This window comes from Ramlibacter tataouinensis, assembly GCF_001580455.1.
Taxonomy (GTDB): domain Bacteria; phylum Pseudomonadota; class Gammaproteobacteria; order Burkholderiales; family Burkholderiaceae_C; genus Ramlibacter; species Ramlibacter tataouinensis_B.
Genome location: NZ_CP010951.1, coordinates 4,408,757 through 4,424,118 on the forward strand (window position 1 = coordinate 4,408,757; position 15,362 = coordinate 4,424,118).

The following is a 15,362-nucleotide window of genomic DNA, read 5'->3' on the forward strand; positions in this document are numbered from 1 at the left end:
TTTCCTTGGCGCGCAGTTCAGTGCGCGAACGAAGGGCTGGCCGGGGCGGCCTTGCCCATCACCTCGGTGCGGCGCACTTCGGTGAAATACATCCAGATGAGGGAGACCCACACCACGCCGTACATCAGCATGAAGGCCGAGGAACGGACACCGGTGAGGTCCATCAGCGCGCCGAACATGATCGGCAGCACGAAACCGCCCAGGCCGCCGGCCAGGCCGACGATGCCGGAGATGGTCCCGATGTTGTCGGGGTACTCGTCGCTGATGTACTTGAAAACGCTGGCCTTGCCGAAGGCCCAGGCCACGCCCAGGATCGCCATCAGCGCGGTGAAGGCGTACACGTCCAGGCCGATGTGGAAGGTCTTCGCGCCGTTGACGGTGAAGACGGTGAAGTCGGTCTGCGGGTACGACAGCAGGAACAGGCACACCCAGCTCACCCACATCACCCACCAGGTGACCCGGTGCGCGCCCCACCTGTCGGACAGCGCGCCGCCGATCGCGCGCAGCACGCCGCCGGGCAGCGAGAAGCAGGCGGCCAGCAGGGCGGCGACGCGGATGTCGAGGCCGTACTCACCGACGTAGTACTGCACCATCCACAGCGCCAGGGCGACGTAGCCGCCGAACACGATGCTGTAGTACTGGCAGTAGCGCAGCACCGTCGGATCCTTCAGTGCCTTGAGCTGGTCGGCAAAGCGGACCTGGCTCGACACCAGATGCTTCGGATCGCTGTAGCTGAAGAACCAGAACAGGATCACCGTGCCCAGCATCACCGCCGCATACACCTGCGGCACCATCGTCCAGCCGAAGGCGACCACGATCGCCGGCGCCAGGAACTTGTTGACGGCGGCGCCGGAGTTGCCCGCGCCGTAGATGCCCATCGCGGTGCCTTGCCGGCTCTTGGGGAACCACCGCGCCACATAGGGCGTGCCGACGGAGAACGAGCCGCCGGCCAGGCCGACGAACAGGCCGATGGCCAGGAAGTGCCAGTACTCGGTGGCATAGGCCATCAGCCAGATCGCCGGCACCGTCAGTGCCATCAGGATCGCCATGACGATGCGGCCGCCGTACCGGTCGGTCCAGATGCCCAGCGGCACGCGCACCAGCGAGCCTGTGAGCACGGGCATGGCGGTGAGCAGGCCGAACTGCGTGGCGTTGAGGTTCAGCGCCTTCTTGATCGGGATGCCGATGACGCCGAACATCATCCAGACCATGAAGCAGACGGTGAAGGCGAGGGTGCTGACGATCAGCACCGACCAGGCCTGGCGCGCTGCGAGCGCCCCCTGCGGCGGTGCGCCGCTGCGCCGGGTGGAGGGTGTGAGCACGGCTGACACGAGGGGCTCCTTCTGGTGGTTTTGGTATGCCTCCACTGTCCGCGTTAGCGGCGCTCGCGAACATCCTTCGGTGGCAGGGTGGCGGCCAGCCGCGAAGAACGATGGGGCCATCGTTCGGAAGAACTATGGGCGCCGCGGCTTGAAGTGGTTCAAGGGCATCGGCGCGGCGATGGCGGGTGGTGCCACCGCGTCGGGCTGGCCTCCCTTGCCCCCCGGAGGGGAGGGAGTCCAGCTGTGTCCCGGCGCAGTGCCTACGCGGACTTGCTGGCGAAGACCGCGGCCTGCACGCGCGAGCTCAGGCCGAGTTTGCGCAGGATGTGCTGCACGTGGATCTTGACGGTGGTCTCGGCGATCGAGAGGTGGCGCGCGATTTCCTTGTTGCTCGCGCCCAGGGCGATCTGCTGCAGCACCTGCTGCTCGCGCGCCGACAGCTGGGCGATCGCATCCTCGGCCGGCGAGGGCGCCGGCGCGGCGGCAGGGCCGGACTGGATCGCGGCGATGAGCTTGCCCGTCATCTCGGGGCTGACCACCGGCTCGCCGCCCATGACGCGCTGGATGGCGCGCGACAGGTCCTCGCCTTCGATCGTCTTGAGCAGGTAGCCGCTGGCACCGCCGCGCAGCGCCGCCTGCAAGTCGCGCTCGTCCTCGCTCACCGTCAGGAGGATCACCCGCGCGGCCGGCGCGGCCTCCTTCAGCCCGGGCAGGGACTGCACGCCAGTGGCGCCGGGCAGGTGGTTGTCCAGCAGGATCAGGTCCGGCTGCAACTCGCCCGCCCGCCGGACGGCCTCGCCGGCGTCGCCGGCCTCGCCCACGACCCGCAGGCTGGCGTCACCGGCCAGCAGCGCCACCAGGCCGCGCCGGAAGAGGGTGTGGTCATCGACGACGAGCAGGCGGATCGGGTTCATGCGGGCTGTTCTGTCCGGTGTTCTTCAGGCGACGGCGGCCGGGGCGGGGGCGCCGGAGGCCGGGGAGGTGGCGGGCGGCAGTTCCACCGACACGCTGCAGCCCTGGCCGGGGGCCGAGCGCACCCGGACCGTCGCGCCGATGCGCTCGGCGCGCTCGCGCATGATGCGCAGGCCGACCTGAGTCTCGCCGCGGGCATCGTGCAAGTCGAAGCCCAGGCCGTCGTCGACCACCTCGAAGCGCCAGTGCGGACGGGCCGTGGCGCGCAGCACGACTTCACGCGCGCGGGCGTGCTTGCGCACATTCGACAGCGCCTCCTGGATGATGTGCAGCACCTGCACCTGCACGTCGGGCGCCAGGGCCACGCCATGGCCATCCATCTCCAGCCGGGCGGCGAGCCCGGTCTGGTGCTCGAACTTCGACAGGGTGGTGCGCAGCGCCGGCTCCATGTCCTCTTCGCTGGTCCGGGTTCGGAAATGCATCAGCAGCTCGCGCACATCGGCGTAGCACTCGCGCACGCCGTGGTCGAGCTCGCCTAGCACGTTGGAGGCCGCATCCTTGTCGCCGCGCGAAACCGCCTGACGCAGCAACTGCACCTGGATCTTCATGAAGGCCAGCGACTGCGCGATCGAGTCGTGCAGCTCGCGCGCCAGCAGGCTGCGTTCCCCGGCCACCGCGGCCTCGCGCTCCAGCGCAGCGGCGCGCTGGCCTTCCATGGCGCTGGCGAGGTGGCTGGCCAGCGCGTCCAGCAGGTCGCGGTCATCCTGGGCGATCATCACGCCGTAGCGATAGAACAGGTTCACCTCGCCGAGCACCTTGTCGTGCAGGCGCACCGGCACCGAAACCACCGACTCGAAGCCGCTGCGGCTGCAGTGCCCCAGGCCCGAGGAATCGGACGGGCGAATCGGGATCACCCGCGTGCCGGCATCGGCCGCCGGCCGGCCGCAGTGGCACTGGCCGGTGTCCAGGCAGGCCTCGGCCGAGACCAGCTCGGGCGGCAGGTTGTCGGTCGCCAGCATCAGGTAGCGCTGGTTGCCTTCGTCGCACCAGCGAACCGCGCTGGCATCCGCGTGTGCGATGCGCCGGACCTGCCGCGCGAAGCCGCGGCCCAATTCCTCGAGCGTGCTGGCCTTCGACAGGAATGCGCTGACCTCGTACAGGTCCGCCAGGCGCTGGCGCCGCGCCTCCAGGTGTTCGGTCTTTTCCCGCACCTTGCTTTCCAGGCTGCCGTACAGCGCCTGCAGCGTCCGCGCCATTTCGTTGAACCCGGCCGAGAGCTCGCCGAACTCGTCGCCGCTGTCGACCTGCACGCGGGTCGACAGGTCGCCCGCCTGCACGCTTTCCAGGCCGCGCTTGAGGCGCGCGAGCGGGGCCAGCACCAGCACGTAGCCCGCGTACAGCATCGCTACCGCGCCGGCGACGGCCAGCGCCATCAAGGCCATCTGGAACACATGCAGCACGGCGGTCCAGCGCGCGATCTGCGTCTCGATCGCCGTCACGAAGGCGTCGACTTCGGCGACGAAGATGTCGGCGTCATGGGCGAAGGACGCCGCATCCGAGCCGTCCTGCAGCCAGCGGGTCCGGAGTTGGGCCCACAGCCCACGCACTTCGTCGAAACTCGCCCGCGACTCGGCGGACCACGGCACTGTGAGCGGCCGTGAGGGATCGCCCGTGGCCAGCAACGCCAGGCTGTCGTCGAAGGCCATTGCGAACTGCTGGGCTTGGGCGAGGGCGTCCGGCAGGCCGGAGGAAAGCACGAGCGCCATCCGGTAGGTCTGCATCCGCATGCGCCCCGCCTCGTTGACGGCGGCGGCGCCGCCTTCCAGGTTCCAGGTGACCCAGAGCGTCAGGCCGATCGATGCGAGGGCCAGCATCAGGAAGGTGATGCCGGTGGCCACGAGCTTGACAGTGAGGGTCCAGGACCTGCTGTTCATCGGTCGGCTTCGATACATGGGATGCGCGCTGCGCCGCCCGGGACGGATGGCCCCAAGCTTAGGACCGGCGCCGGGCATGCGGTTGACCGAGGTCAACATGCGGTCGAAGGACCAGGTGCGCAAACCTTGACCGGAGGCAAGGCTTGCGCTTCCTGCAGTGCGCAGGATCAAAGGAAAGCGAGGAGGAGACATGAACCAGGACCGTTCGTTCGAGTACGAAGGCCCTCCGGAGCTGCTCGACGGCATCGAACGGGCGCTGCAATGGGTCAGGCATCCGCTGCTTGGCCTGAATGTGCTGGATGCGGGGCTCGTGTATGGCGTGCGGGCCAACGGCCAGCGCGTGCACGTGTCGATGACCATGACGGCGCCGGGCTGCCGGCTGGGCGACTTGCTGGCCGAGGATGTCGAGGCGGAACTGTTCGATCACCTGGGCGACGGGCGCCAAGTGGTGGTGGAGATGGTGTGGAAACCGGAATGGACGCCGGCACGCATGAAAGTGGTGCCTATCGATCGACAGACGCCCTGCCAGCTGCGGGTGAACTTGACTCGAATCAACATGAGGGGTCCCCGTGCGACCTAGAGTTCACCCGAGCACCCATGCGAACAGGAGGATGCGATGAATGCCGCCACGGGGTCCGCAGACGCAGCGCAGGGCCCGGGACCGATCGAAGGCTTTTCCGATTGCCACGCCGGCATCCTGTCGGGCCTGCGCGACTTTGCCGAGCTGCCGCCCTTGCAGGATGCGGCGCAACGCGCGCGCAGCATCGCCCGGCGAACCCTGGCGCTGCTCGACCATGCAGTGCAGGTGCACCATGCCGAAGAGGAGCAGGAGCTGTTCACGGCCGTCCTGCGCAGCGCCAGGCCCGGCGCCGAGCATGAGCGCGTGCAGGCGCTGGTGCGGCAGCTGACGGACGAACACCGCGAGATCGAAGCGCTGTGGCGCAAGTTGCGGCCCGAAGTGAGCCATGCAGCGGCCGGCAAGGCGTCCCAGTTGCGCGAGGACGCCGTGAAGCTGCTGGCGGAGGTCTACGGCATGCACGCCGAGCTCGAAGAGCGCGACTTCCTGCCCCTGGCCCGCGACATCCTGGGTCGCAACGGAAACCACATGGCGGCGCTGGGCATGTCGTTGCACATGCGGCACGCGGCGGTGCCCGCCGCCCACATCTGAGCGCCGGACGGATCCGGCTGTCAGGGGGCCGTCTACTCGCGGCCTGGCGGCGGGTTTACCAGGCGGTTCAGCGCATCGGCATCGAGGATGCGCAGGTGCCGGTGGCGCACCTCGATGATTCCCTCATCGGCAAATTTCGAGAAGGTGCGGCTGACGGTTTCCAGCTTCAGCCCCAGGTAGCTGCCCATTTCCTCGCGCGTCATGCGAAGCACGAGCTCCGAACGGGAAAAGCCTCGGGCGTGCAGCCGTTGCACCAGATTCAACAGGAACGCGGCGAGGCGCTCCTCGGCCCGCATGCTCCCCAGGAGCAGCATGACCCCGTGCTCGCGCACGATCTCGCGGCTCATGATGCGATGCACGTGGTGCTGCAGCGCGTTCACCTCGCGCGACAGCTCGGTGATGCGGTCGAAGGGCATCACGCAAACCTCGGCGTCTTCGATTGCGATGGCGTCGCAGGTGTGCTGGTCGTTGACGATGCCGTCCAGGCCGATGATCTCGCCCGCCATCTGGAACCCCGTGACCTGGTCGCGGCCGTCTTCGGCGGTCACGCAGGTCTTGAAGAAGCCCGTGCGGATCGCGAACAGCGACTTGAACGGCTCGCCGTTGCGGAACAGCGCGCCGCCGCGCTTGATCTTGCGCCGCGTGGCCACCAACTCATCGATCTTGCCGAGCTCCTCGTCGCTGAGCCCGACGGGCATGCACAGTTCGCGCAGATTGCATTTCGAGCAGGCGACGCTCAGCGCCGCGGCGATGCTAGCGGGCGCTTCGGTGGTGGGTGAAAGGATCTTCATGATTTGTGTCAAATTCTCCCGGCCGCCGTCCCGTCTCGCTTGATGCAGGTCAAGCCCGACCGACTGGGCACGCGTCACAGTGGCGGCGAGGCATACCGAAGCATGAATCCCGTTTCTCCCGAGCTACTGCGTCGTTTCGACATCCCAGGCCCGCGCTATACGTCCTATCCGACCGCCGACCGTTTCGTCGAGGCGTTCGGCGACGCCGACCTGGCCCAGGCCCTGGCCCAGCGCCGGGCGGGGCCGGCGGCCCTGGCGCTGCCGCTGTCGCTGTACGTGCATATCCCGTTCTGCGAGTCGCTGTGCTACTACTGCGCCTGCAACAAGATCATCACCAAGAAGCACGAACGCGGCACGGCCTACCTGCGCTCGCTGGCGCGTGAGGTGGACCTGTACACGCAGCAGATCGGCCAGGGCCAGCCGGTGACCCAGCTGCACCTGGGCGGCGGCTCGCCCACGTTCCTGTCGGACGAGGAGCTGAGCGAGCTGATGGCCATGCTGCGCCGCAATTTCAACCTGGTACCCGGCGGCGAGCATTCGATCGAAATCGACCCGCGCACCGTGGATGCCAAGCGGCTGGACCACCTGGCCCAGCTGGGCTTCAACCGCATCAGCTATGGCGTGCAGGACTTCGAGCCCGATGTGCAGCAGGCGGTGCATCGGGTCCAGCCCTTCGAGCAGGTCGCGGAGCTGATGGAAGCGGCGCGCGCCACCGGCTTCGATTCGATCAATGTCGACCTGATCTACGGGTTGCCGCGCCAGACGCCGCAGACTTTCGCCCGCACGCTGCAGAAGGTGGCGCAGATCCGCCCGGACCGCATCGCGCTGTACGGCTATGCGCACCTGCCGGACCGCTTCAAGCCGCAGCGGCGCATCCATTCGGCCGACCTGCCGGTGGGCGGCGACAAGCTCGCCATGCTGTCCCAGGCCCTGAAGGTCTTCCAGGACGTCGGCTACACCTACATCGGCATGGACCATTTCGCGCTGCCGCACGACGCACTGTCGGTCGCCAAGCGCCAGGGCCGGTTGCACCGCAACTTCCAGGGCTACAGCACGCAGCCGGACTGCGACCTGATCGGGCTGGGGGTTTCGGCCATCGGCCGCATCGGGGCCACCTACAGCCAGAACGCCAAGACGCTGGAGGAGTACAGCGACCACCTCGACCAGGGCCGGCTGCCGGTCGTGCGCGGCCTGGCGATGTCGCGCGACGACCTGGCGCGGCGCGCCGTGATCATGGGCCTGATGTGCCAGGGGCAGGTGGTCTTCGAATCGATCGAATTGGCCTGGCTGCTGGATTTCCGCGAGTACTTCGAAGCCGAGCTGGAAGCCCTGCGCGAGCACGAAGGCATGGGCCTGGTGACGGTCGACGAGAGCGGCATCCAGGTCACGGCCAAGGGCTGGTACGTGGTCCGCGCCATTGCCATGGTGTTCGACCGCTACGTGCAAGCCGACCGCAACCGCGCACGGTTTTCGCGCATCATCTAGGGGTCGCATCCACTACTGCCCCAAGGTCGCCCATGTCCCTGACGCTCGCCGCCACCGCCTTGCTGATGGGCCTGGCCGGGGGGCCGCATTGCACGGCCATGTGCGGCGCGGCCTGCGCGGGCGTGGTGCGCATGGGCAAGCAGCCCTCGCTGTCGCCCTGGATCTTCCAGGCTGGACGCCTGGTGGGCTACTCGGTGGCGGGCGCGATCGCCGCCCAGACCGTGCAGGGCTTCGCCTGGCTGGTCGAGCAGACCGCCGCGCTGCGTCCCGTCTGGACCCTGTTCCATGCGGCCATCCTGGCCTGGGGGCTGATGCTGTTGGCGCTGGCCCGCCAGCCGATGTGGGTCAGCAATGCGGGGCGCACGGTGTGGAACCGGATGCGGCCGCTGGCGGGGCGCAACGGCGGCCAGTTCACGGCCGGTGTGCTGTGGGCTTTCATGCCCTGCGGACTGCTGTACTCGGCCCTGCTGGTCGCATCGCTGAGCGGCGGGCCGCTCGACGGCGCCCTGTCGATGGCACTGTTCGCCGCCGGCAGCAGCCTCTGGCTGGCCGCCGCGCCGCGCCTGCTTCGCACGGTGCGCGATACCGGCAACCGCATCCGCGACCGGTGGGGCACCCGGATCTCGGGCCTGCTGCTGATCGTCGCCGCGGTGTTCGCGCTCTGGGTGGACCTGTGGCACCGCATCGCGGTCTGGTGCGGGCTCGCTTGACAGCCAACCGTCAGGCCAGGTCCACCGACTCCAGGTAGTACGGCATGTGAACCTCCCACCCGAGCTCGCGCTCGATGTGCTGGCGCATCGCGTCGGCGGCGTCGGGCTCGCCGTGGGTGATGAAGGTTCGGCGGGGGACGATGCTGAAGCCGCGCAGCCATTGCAGGATCTCGCCGGCATCGGCATGCGCCGACAGGTCGTCGAGCTGCGCCACTTCGGCCCGGATCGGGACCTCCTGGCCGTGGATGCGCACCGAACGCGCGCCCGAGGCGATGGTGGCGCCGCGCGTGCCGCCGGCCTGGTAGCCGGCCAGCACGATGGCGTTGCGCTGGTGCGGCGCGAAGGCCTTCAGGTGATGCACGACGCGTCCGCCGGTGGCCATGCCGCTGGCGGCGATGATGATCATCGGGCCGCGCCGGCCATTGAGCCGCTCCGATTCCTCGGGCGAGCCCACGATGTGCGCGGCGCCGGCAACTTCGCGGCATTCCTGCGCCGACAGCCGCAGTTCATCCCGGTGCTTCAGGTAGACCTCCATGGCGTTGGCGGCCATCGGGCTGTTCAGGTAAACGGGGATATCGGGAATCGCTCCGGCCGCTTTCAGGCGATGGATGCCATAAAGCAGCGCTTGCGCGCGGCCGACCGCAAAGGCCGGGATCACAACCACGCCACCGCGCGCGGCCGTGCGCTGGATGACCGCGGCGAGTTGTTCGAAGCTGCGGTGCTGCGGGTGCGGGCGGTTCCCGTAGGTCGATTCGAGCACCAGGTAATCCGCCCCCCGCATGCTCGCCGGCGGCTTGAGCACCGGATCGTGCGGCCGGCCGATGTCGCCGGAGAACAGGATGGAGCGCTTGTCGCCCTGCAGCCGCACGAAGCTGGACCCCACCATGTGTCCCGAGTGCGCCAGTTCCAGGTGCAGCCCGGGCAGGGCTTCGACGCCATGGCCGGCGGCCAGCGGCGAGAACAGTTCGAGGCAACGCACCGCATCCTCGCGGGTGTACAGCGGCAGCGCCGGCTGGTGCCGGGTCACCTTGTGGCGGTTGGCGTACTCGGCTTCCTCCTCCTGCAAAAAACCCGAGTCCGGCAGCAGGATGCGGCACAGGTCGAAGGTGGCGGGGCTGCACAGCACCTTGCCGCGGAAGCCCATGCGCGCCAGCAGCGGCAGGTAGCCGCTGTGGTCGATGTGCGCGTGCGTGAGGACCACCGCGTCGATCGAGCGCGGCTCCACCGGCAGCGGCGACCAGTTGCGAAGCCGCAGTTCCTTGTAGCCCTGGAACAGGCCGCAGTCCACGAGCAGGCGCCTCCCGCCATGCTCGATGAGGTACTTGGACCCGGTGACGGTGCCGGTCGCGCCGAGGAAGTGAAGTCGCATCACCGCGGAGTGTGCACCCCCCGCGGCGTCCGGCCTTGATTCAGATCACAGCACTTCGGAGGCGAAGTCCGCCAGCCGCGAGCGCTCGCCGCGCGCCAGCGTGATGTGCCCTGCGTGGGGCCAGCTCTTGAACTTGTCGACGGCGAAGGTCAGGCCCGAGGAGCCCTCGGTGAGGTAGGGCGTGTCGATCTGCGCCAGGTTCCCCATGCAGATGATCTTGGTGCCCGGGCCGGCGCGCGTGATCAGCGTCTTCATCTGCTTTGGCGTGAGGTTCTGCGCCTCGTCGATGATCACGTACTTGTTCAGGAAGGTGCGGCCGCGCATGAAGTTCATGCTCTTGATCTTGATGCGGCTGCGGATCAGCTCGTTGGTGGCAGCGCGGCCCCATTCGCCGGCGCCGGTGTCGGTCTTGGCCAGCACCTCGAGGTTGTCGTCGAGCGCGCCCATCCACGGCCCCATCTTTTCCTCCTCGGTGCCGGGCAGGAAGCCGATGTCCTCGCCCACGCTGACGGTGGCGCGGGTCATGATGATCTCGGTGTAGCGGCGGTCATCCAGCACCTGCGTCAGCCCGGAAGCCAGCGCCATCAAGGTCTTGCCGGTGCCGGCGGTGCCGGTGAGCGTGACGAAATCGATCTCCGGATCCATGAGCAGGTTCATGGCGAAGTTTTGCTCGCGATTGCGCGTGGTCACGCCCCACACCGCGTTCTTCAGGTGGCCGTAGTCCTTGAGCGTCTTGAGCACCGCGGTGCGCCCGCGGATCTCGGTGACGCGCGCATACAGGCTGGGCTCGCCGGGGGACTCGAAGAACACGAACTGGTTGATCAGCAGGCTCGGCACGATGGGGCCGCTGATGCGATAGAAGGTGTGCTGGCCGGTCTGCCAGCTCTCCACCGTCTTGCCGTGCTTGGCCCAGAAGTCGGCCGGCAGCGCCAGCGTGCCCGAGTACAGCAGGTCGAGGTCGTCGAGCGTCTTGTCGTTCTGGTAGTCGTCGGTGGCCAGGCCGAGGGCGCGCGCCTTGACCCGCATGTTGATGTCCTTGGACACCAGCACCACCTCGCGCGGGGCGTGCTGCTCGCGCAGCGCCTGCACCACGCCCAGGATCTGGTTGTCGGCCTTGCCCTGCGGCAGGCTGGCCGGCAGCTTGTTCGACAAGGTCTGTGTCTGGAAGAACAGGGAGCCGCGCGCTTCCGGGTGCCCGGTCGTGTTGAGCTTCAGGCCCGTTCCGATGTCGGCACCCTGCGCGCCGGCCAGCGCGTCCAGCCAGCGGCTGGCCTGGCGGGCGTTGCGGGCAACTTCCGTCGTGCCCTTTTTGTGGCCGTCGAGCTCTTCCAGCACGATCATCGGCAGGAAGATGTCGTGCTCCTCGAACCGGAAAAGGCTCATCGGGTCGTGCATCAGGACGTTGGTGTCCAGCACGAAGAGCTTGCCCGGGCCGGTGGCCTTGCCGTTGCGCGCCGCCTTGGGCGCGGGCTGGGCCGGAACGGGCTTGCGAGCCGGGGGTTCGGCGTGCGTATAGGTCTCGACGTCCTCGCGGAACAGCGCCTCGGGGTGCGACTCGCCGCCGCCGCTGCGCGGGTCGAAGTCGAGCACGACGGGCGTGTCGGCGAGGGGCCCGTCAGCGTGCGCAGCCTCCGCTTTTCGCGCCGTCCTGTGCGAGGACCGGGCCGGAGCGTCGAAGGCTTCCGGCGGGAGCAGGGCGGCGCGCTTGGTGGGTGCGGGAGGCAGTGGCATGGAGGTGTGGCTTACCGGATGAGGACTTCAAGAAACGAAAAAGCCGCCTGGCGAGCCGGGCGGCTTTTTGGTCTGGTTCAGCGGCGACGGCGCGGTGCGCCTTGGTCAACTGCATGAATTCATTATGCACAAGCGCCTTGGGCCCACAATGACAGGGCGGCGCTTGTTGCTACAAAACGTCAGGCTCCTTATCGACCCGTTGTTATGTGCGCCGAAATACTCACGCCGCCTTCTTCAGCAGCTTCACCGCCTTGAGCACGTCATCCACGTGCCCGGGAACCTTCAGGCCGCGCCATTCCTGCTTGAGGACGCCGTCGGCGCCGATCAGAAAGGTGCTGCGCTCGATGCCCTTGACCTTCTTGCCGTACATGATCTTGTTCTTGACCACGCCGAACATGTGGCACATCTTTTCTTCGGTGTCGGCAATGAGTTCGAAAGGAAGCTCGAGCTTGGCCTTGAAGTCGTCATGGGACTTCATGTTGTCGCGGGAAACCCCGAACACGGTGGCGCCGGCCTTCACGAAATCCTTGTACTTGTCGCGAAACTGCATGGCCTCGGTCGTGCAGCCGGGCGTGTTGTCCTTGGGGTAGAAATAAAGCACAAGCACCTGGCCCAAATGAGAGGTGTTCGTGACCTTGATGCCGCCGGTGGCGTTGGCTTCGAACTCGGGGATGGGCTTGTTGACAACGATTGCCATGGGATTTGTTTCTCGTGTGACAGGATTTCTCGTGGCAGGGACGCAGGGGCGGCGATTGCCCCGACGAACCCCTGATTTTACCCCGAAACGCGCAGTCTCAGGCTGACCGAGCTCAGGCCTTACGGCTCAAGCAGGAGGGCAACCACCACGCGGCGTCCCTCCTGTGCCAGGATGTTGTAGGTGCGGCAGGCCGCCGCCGTGTCCATGGTCTCCAGCCCGACGTTCTTCTCGATGAGCGGCGCCAGCCAGGCCGGCTTGGGGAAGCGGATCCGTGAACCGCTGCCGAAAATGGCGACCTCGGCCGGGACGGTGGCCAGCAGGGCAAAGTGCTCCTGGCCCAGCTCATCAAAGCGCTGTACCGGCCACGCCAGACGTTCGCCACCGGAGCCGATGATCACGCTGTGGTGGATTTTTTCACCATTGACGCCGACCCAGCCGGGGCCGTAGCCGGTGATGGCCTGGACATCGAAAGAATCGGGTTGCAGCTTCATTTAAGGAAGCCGGGCTCGTTTCTATTGTTGCGCTGCACTAAGCTGAGCCCGAACTATGGTCAAATTGTAGCTTTTCCACTCGAAAAGCGCCTTCAGGAGGGGCTTTTGAAAACCGTCCAGAAATCGGCCAAGCTGGCCAACGTGCTCTACGACATCCGCGGCCCGATCATGGACGCCGCCCGCCGGATGGAAGAGGAGGGCCACAAGATCATCCGGCTGAACATCGGCAACTTGGCCGTGTTCGGCTTCGACGCCCCCGAAGAGATCCAGCAGGACATGGCCCGCAATCTGCCCAACTCGGCAGGCTACTCGGACAGCAAGGGCATCTTCGCCGCCCGCAAGGCCGTCATGCACGAGACCCAGAAGCAGGGTCTCAAGGGCGTGGTGCTGGATGACATCTATCTCGGCAATGGCGCGAGCGAGTTGATCGCCATGGCCACCAATGCCCTGCTTGACGATGGCGACGAACTGCTGTTGCCCGCGCCCGATTACCCGCTGTGGACCGCGGCCACCAGCCTGTCGGGCGGCACGCCGGTCCACTACCTGTGCGACGAAAGCAATGGCTGGATGCCCGACCTGGACGACATCCGCAAGAAGGTCACGCCGCGCACCAAGGGCATCGTCGTCATCAACCCCAACAACCCGACCGGCGCCCTGTATTCGGATGAGTTGCTGCGCGGGATCGTCGCCATTGCCCGCCAGCATGGGCTTGTCATCCTGGCCGACGAGGTGTACGACAAGGTGCTGTACGACGGCGTGAAGCACACGCCGATCGCCACCCTGTCGGACGACGTGCTGACGCTGACTTTCAACTCGCTCTCCAAGAGCTATCGCTCCTGCGGCTACCGCGCGGGCTGGATGGTGGTGACGGGCGACAAGAAGCACGCCCACGACTACATCGAGGGCCTGAACATGCTCACCAACATGCGGCTTTGCGCCAATGTTCCGGGGCAGTACGCGATCCAGACGGCGCTGGGCGGCTACCAGAGCATCAACGAGCTGGTGGGCGAGGGCGGCCGCCTGCGGCGCCAGCGCGACCTGGCCTACGAACTGATCACCGCCATCCCGGGCATCAGCTGCGTCAGGCCATCCGCCGCCCTGTACATGTTCCCGCGGCTGGACCCCAAGGTCTACCCGATCGCGGACGACCGCCAGTTCTTCCTGGAACTGCTGCAGGAAACCCGTGTCATGCTGGTGCAGGGCACCGGCTTCAACTGGCATTCGCCGGACCATTTCCGCATCGTCTTCCTCCCGCACGAGGACGACCTGCGCGAGGCGATCAACCGGATCGCCAAGTTCCTCGAAAGTTACCGTAAGCGTCATACGTCATGAACCCCCACGCTCAGCACTTCGTGTCTTCGCTGCCCCCCGAGGGGGCCACCGCCTCCCTAGAGGCGGCTCGTCGGGAGGCGGCATGAAACCGATCCAAGCAGGCCTGCTGGGCGCAGGCACCGTGGGCAGCGGCGTGCTCAACGTCCTCAAGCGCAACCAGGAAGAAATCAAGCGCCGCGCCGGCCGCGGCATCGAAATCACCATGGTGGCCGACCTCGACACCGCACGCGCGCAGGCGCTTGCCGGGCCGGGTGTGCAGGTGGTCAAAGATGCCCGCGCCGTCATCGCCAACCCCGAGATCGACATCGTCATCGAGCTGATCGGCGGCTACGGCATCGCCAAGCAGCTGGTGATGGAGGCGATCGATGCGGGTAAGCACGTGGTCACGGCCAACAAGGCGCTGCTGGCGGTGCACGGCACCGAGATCTTCGCGGCGGCGCACCGGCGCGGCGTGATGGTCGCCTTCGAGGCGGCGGTGGCCGGCGGCATCCCGATCATCAAGGCCTTGCGCGAGGGCCTGACGGCCAACAGCATCGAGTGGATCGCCGGCATCATCAACGGCACCACCAACTTCATCCTGTCCGAGATGCGCGACAAGGGGCTGGACTTCGACGCCGCCCTGAAGGACGCGCAGCGGCTGGGTTATGCCGAGGCGGACCCGACCTTCGACATCGAGGGCGTGGACGCGGCGCACAAGGCGACCATCATGTCGGCCATTGCCTTCGGCATCCCGGTGCAGTTCGACCGGGCCCACGTCGAGGGCATCACCAAGCTCGCCGCCCAGGACATCCGCTACGCCGAGCAGCTGGGCTACCGCATCAAGTTGCTGGGCATCACCAAGCGCACGCCCAAGGGCGTGGAACTGCGCGTGCACCCGTCGCTGGTGCCGGCCAAGCGCCTGATCGCCAACGTCGAGGGCGCGATGAACGCGGTGATGGTGCAGGGCGACGCCGTCGGCACCACGCTGTACTACGGCAAGGGCGCGGGCAGCGAGCCCACCGCCAGCTCGGTGATCGCCGACCTGGTGGACATCACGCGCCTGCACACGGCCGATGCCGCGCACCGCGTGCCGCACCTGGCCTTCCAGCCCGACCAGATGAGCGACGCGCCGGTGTTGCCGATGAGCGAGGTGGTCACGAGCTACTACCTGCGCCTGCGGGTGGCCGACCAGGCGGGCGTGCTCGCCAAGGTCACAGGCCTGCTGGCGGCGGCCGGCATCAGCATCGACGCCATGCTGCAGCGCCCGGCCGGCGAGGCGCAGGAGGCGGGCGATGCCAAGGCGGTGCCGCAGACCGACCTGATCATCCTCACGCACAACGTGCGCGAAGGCACGATGAACGAAGTGATCACGCAGATGCAGGGCCTGCCCACGGTGCTGGCGCCGATCGTGCGGATCCGCAAGGAAGAACTGGCCTGAGAC

14 protein-coding genes are annotated in these 15,362 nt (G+C 67.4%); 6 read left to right on the top strand and 8 right to left on the bottom strand.

Going from position 1 to position 15,362, the window contains the following annotated elements; genetic code table 11:
- Positions 1–17: 17 nt before the first annotated feature.
- The 3 genes from UC35_RS20495 to UC35_RS20505 form a co-directional block, all read right to left on the bottom strand.
- Positions 18–1,322 (bottom strand): MFS transporter, encoded by a 1,305-nt coding sequence (locus UC35_RS20495; protein ID WP_061503971.1) that lies wholly within the window; start codon positions 1,320–1,322, stop codon positions 18–20.
- 260 nt (positions 1,323–1,582) lie between these two features.
- Positions 1,583–2,236 carry a response regulator gene (locus UC35_RS20500; RefSeq protein ID WP_061502994.1) on the bottom strand — a complete coding sequence of 218 codons (654 nt, stop codon included), beginning with the start codon at positions 2,234–2,236 and terminating at the stop codon, positions 1,583–1,585.
- Positions 2,237–2,260: 24 nt separating this feature from the next.
- Positions 2,261–4,168 (bottom strand): type IV pili methyl-accepting chemotaxis transducer N-terminal domain-containing protein, encoded by a 1,908-nt coding sequence (locus UC35_RS20505; protein WP_061502996.1) that lies wholly within the window; start codon positions 4,166–4,168, stop codon positions 2,261–2,263.
- A gap of 190 nt (positions 4,169–4,358) precedes the next feature.
- On the opposite strand from UC35_RS20505, the gene UC35_RS20510 reads away from it, so the two are divergent.
- Positions 4,359–4,748, top strand: a complete 390-nt coding sequence (locus UC35_RS20510) for a metal-sulfur cluster assembly factor (RefSeq protein WP_061502998.1) — start codon at positions 4,359–4,361, stop codon at positions 4,746–4,748.
- Positions 4,749–4,784: 36 nt separating this feature from the next.
- Positions 4,785–5,336 (top strand): hemerythrin domain-containing protein, encoded by a 552-nt coding sequence (locus tag UC35_RS20515; RefSeq protein ID WP_061503000.1) that lies wholly within the window; start codon positions 4,785–4,787, stop codon positions 5,334–5,336.
- A gap of 32 nt (positions 5,337–5,368) precedes the next feature.
- On the opposite strand, the gene fnr is transcribed toward UC35_RS20515, so the two are convergent.
- Positions 5,369–6,127 (bottom strand): fumarate/nitrate reduction transcriptional regulator Fnr, encoded by a 759-nt coding sequence (gene fnr, locus UC35_RS20520; RefSeq protein WP_061503002.1) that lies wholly within the window; start codon positions 6,125–6,127, stop codon positions 5,369–5,371.
- A 102-nt stretch (positions 6,128–6,229) separates the two neighbouring features.
- Here fnr and hemN point away from each other — a divergent pair, with 102 nt between their 5' ends.
- Positions 6,230–7,612 carry an oxygen-independent coproporphyrinogen III oxidase gene (gene hemN, locus UC35_RS20525; protein ID WP_061503972.1) on the top strand — a complete coding sequence of 461 codons (1,383 nt, stop codon included), beginning with the start codon at positions 6,230–6,232 and terminating at the stop codon, positions 7,610–7,612.
- Positions 7,613–7,644: 32 nt separating this feature from the next.
- Positions 7,645–8,322 carry a sulfite exporter TauE/SafE family protein gene (locus tag UC35_RS20530; RefSeq protein ID WP_061503004.1) on the top strand — a complete coding sequence of 226 codons (678 nt, stop codon included), beginning with the start codon at positions 7,645–7,647 and terminating at the stop codon, positions 8,320–8,322.
- 10 nt (positions 8,323–8,332) lie between these two features.
- Here UC35_RS20530 and UC35_RS20535 read toward each other — a convergent pair whose 3' ends face one another.
- The 4 genes from UC35_RS20535 to UC35_RS20550 all read right to left on the bottom strand — a co-directional run bounded on the left by UC35_RS20535 (position 8,333) and on the right by UC35_RS20550 (position 12,610).
- Positions 8,333–9,691 (bottom strand): MBL fold metallo-hydrolase RNA specificity domain-containing protein, encoded by a 1,359-nt coding sequence (locus UC35_RS20535; protein WP_061503973.1) that lies wholly within the window; start codon positions 9,689–9,691, stop codon positions 8,333–8,335.
- A gap of 45 nt (positions 9,692–9,736) precedes the next feature.
- Positions 9,737–11,422, bottom strand: a complete 1,686-nt coding sequence (locus UC35_RS20540; RefSeq protein ID WP_061503006.1) for a PhoH family protein — start codon at positions 11,420–11,422, stop codon at positions 9,737–9,739.
- A gap of 220 nt (positions 11,423–11,642) precedes the next feature.
- Complete coding sequence (locus UC35_RS20545; protein ID WP_061503008.1) at positions 11,643–12,119, bottom strand: peroxiredoxin; 477 nt, start codon at positions 12,117–12,119, stop codon at positions 11,643–11,645.
- Positions 12,120–12,238: 119 nt separating this feature from the next.
- On the bottom strand, positions 12,239–12,610 hold the full coding sequence (locus tag UC35_RS20550; protein WP_061503009.1) for an Mth938-like domain-containing protein: 372 nt from the start codon (positions 12,608–12,610) through the stop codon (positions 12,239–12,241).
- Between the two features lie 105 nt (positions 12,611–12,715).
- On the opposite strand from UC35_RS20550, the gene UC35_RS20555 reads away from it, so the two are divergent.
- Both UC35_RS20555 and UC35_RS20560 read left to right on the top strand, forming a co-directional pair.
- Positions 12,716–13,942: a pyridoxal phosphate-dependent aminotransferase gene (locus tag UC35_RS20555; protein ID WP_061503011.1), complete on the top strand. Its 1,227-nt coding sequence runs from the start codon at positions 12,716–12,718 to the stop codon at positions 13,940–13,942.
- Positions 13,943–14,024: 82 nt separating this feature from the next.
- Positions 14,025–15,359: a homoserine dehydrogenase gene (locus UC35_RS20560; protein WP_061503013.1), complete on the top strand. Its 1,335-nt coding sequence runs from the start codon at positions 14,025–14,027 to the stop codon at positions 15,357–15,359.
- The last annotated feature ends 3 nt before the right edge of the window (positions 15,360–15,362 follow it).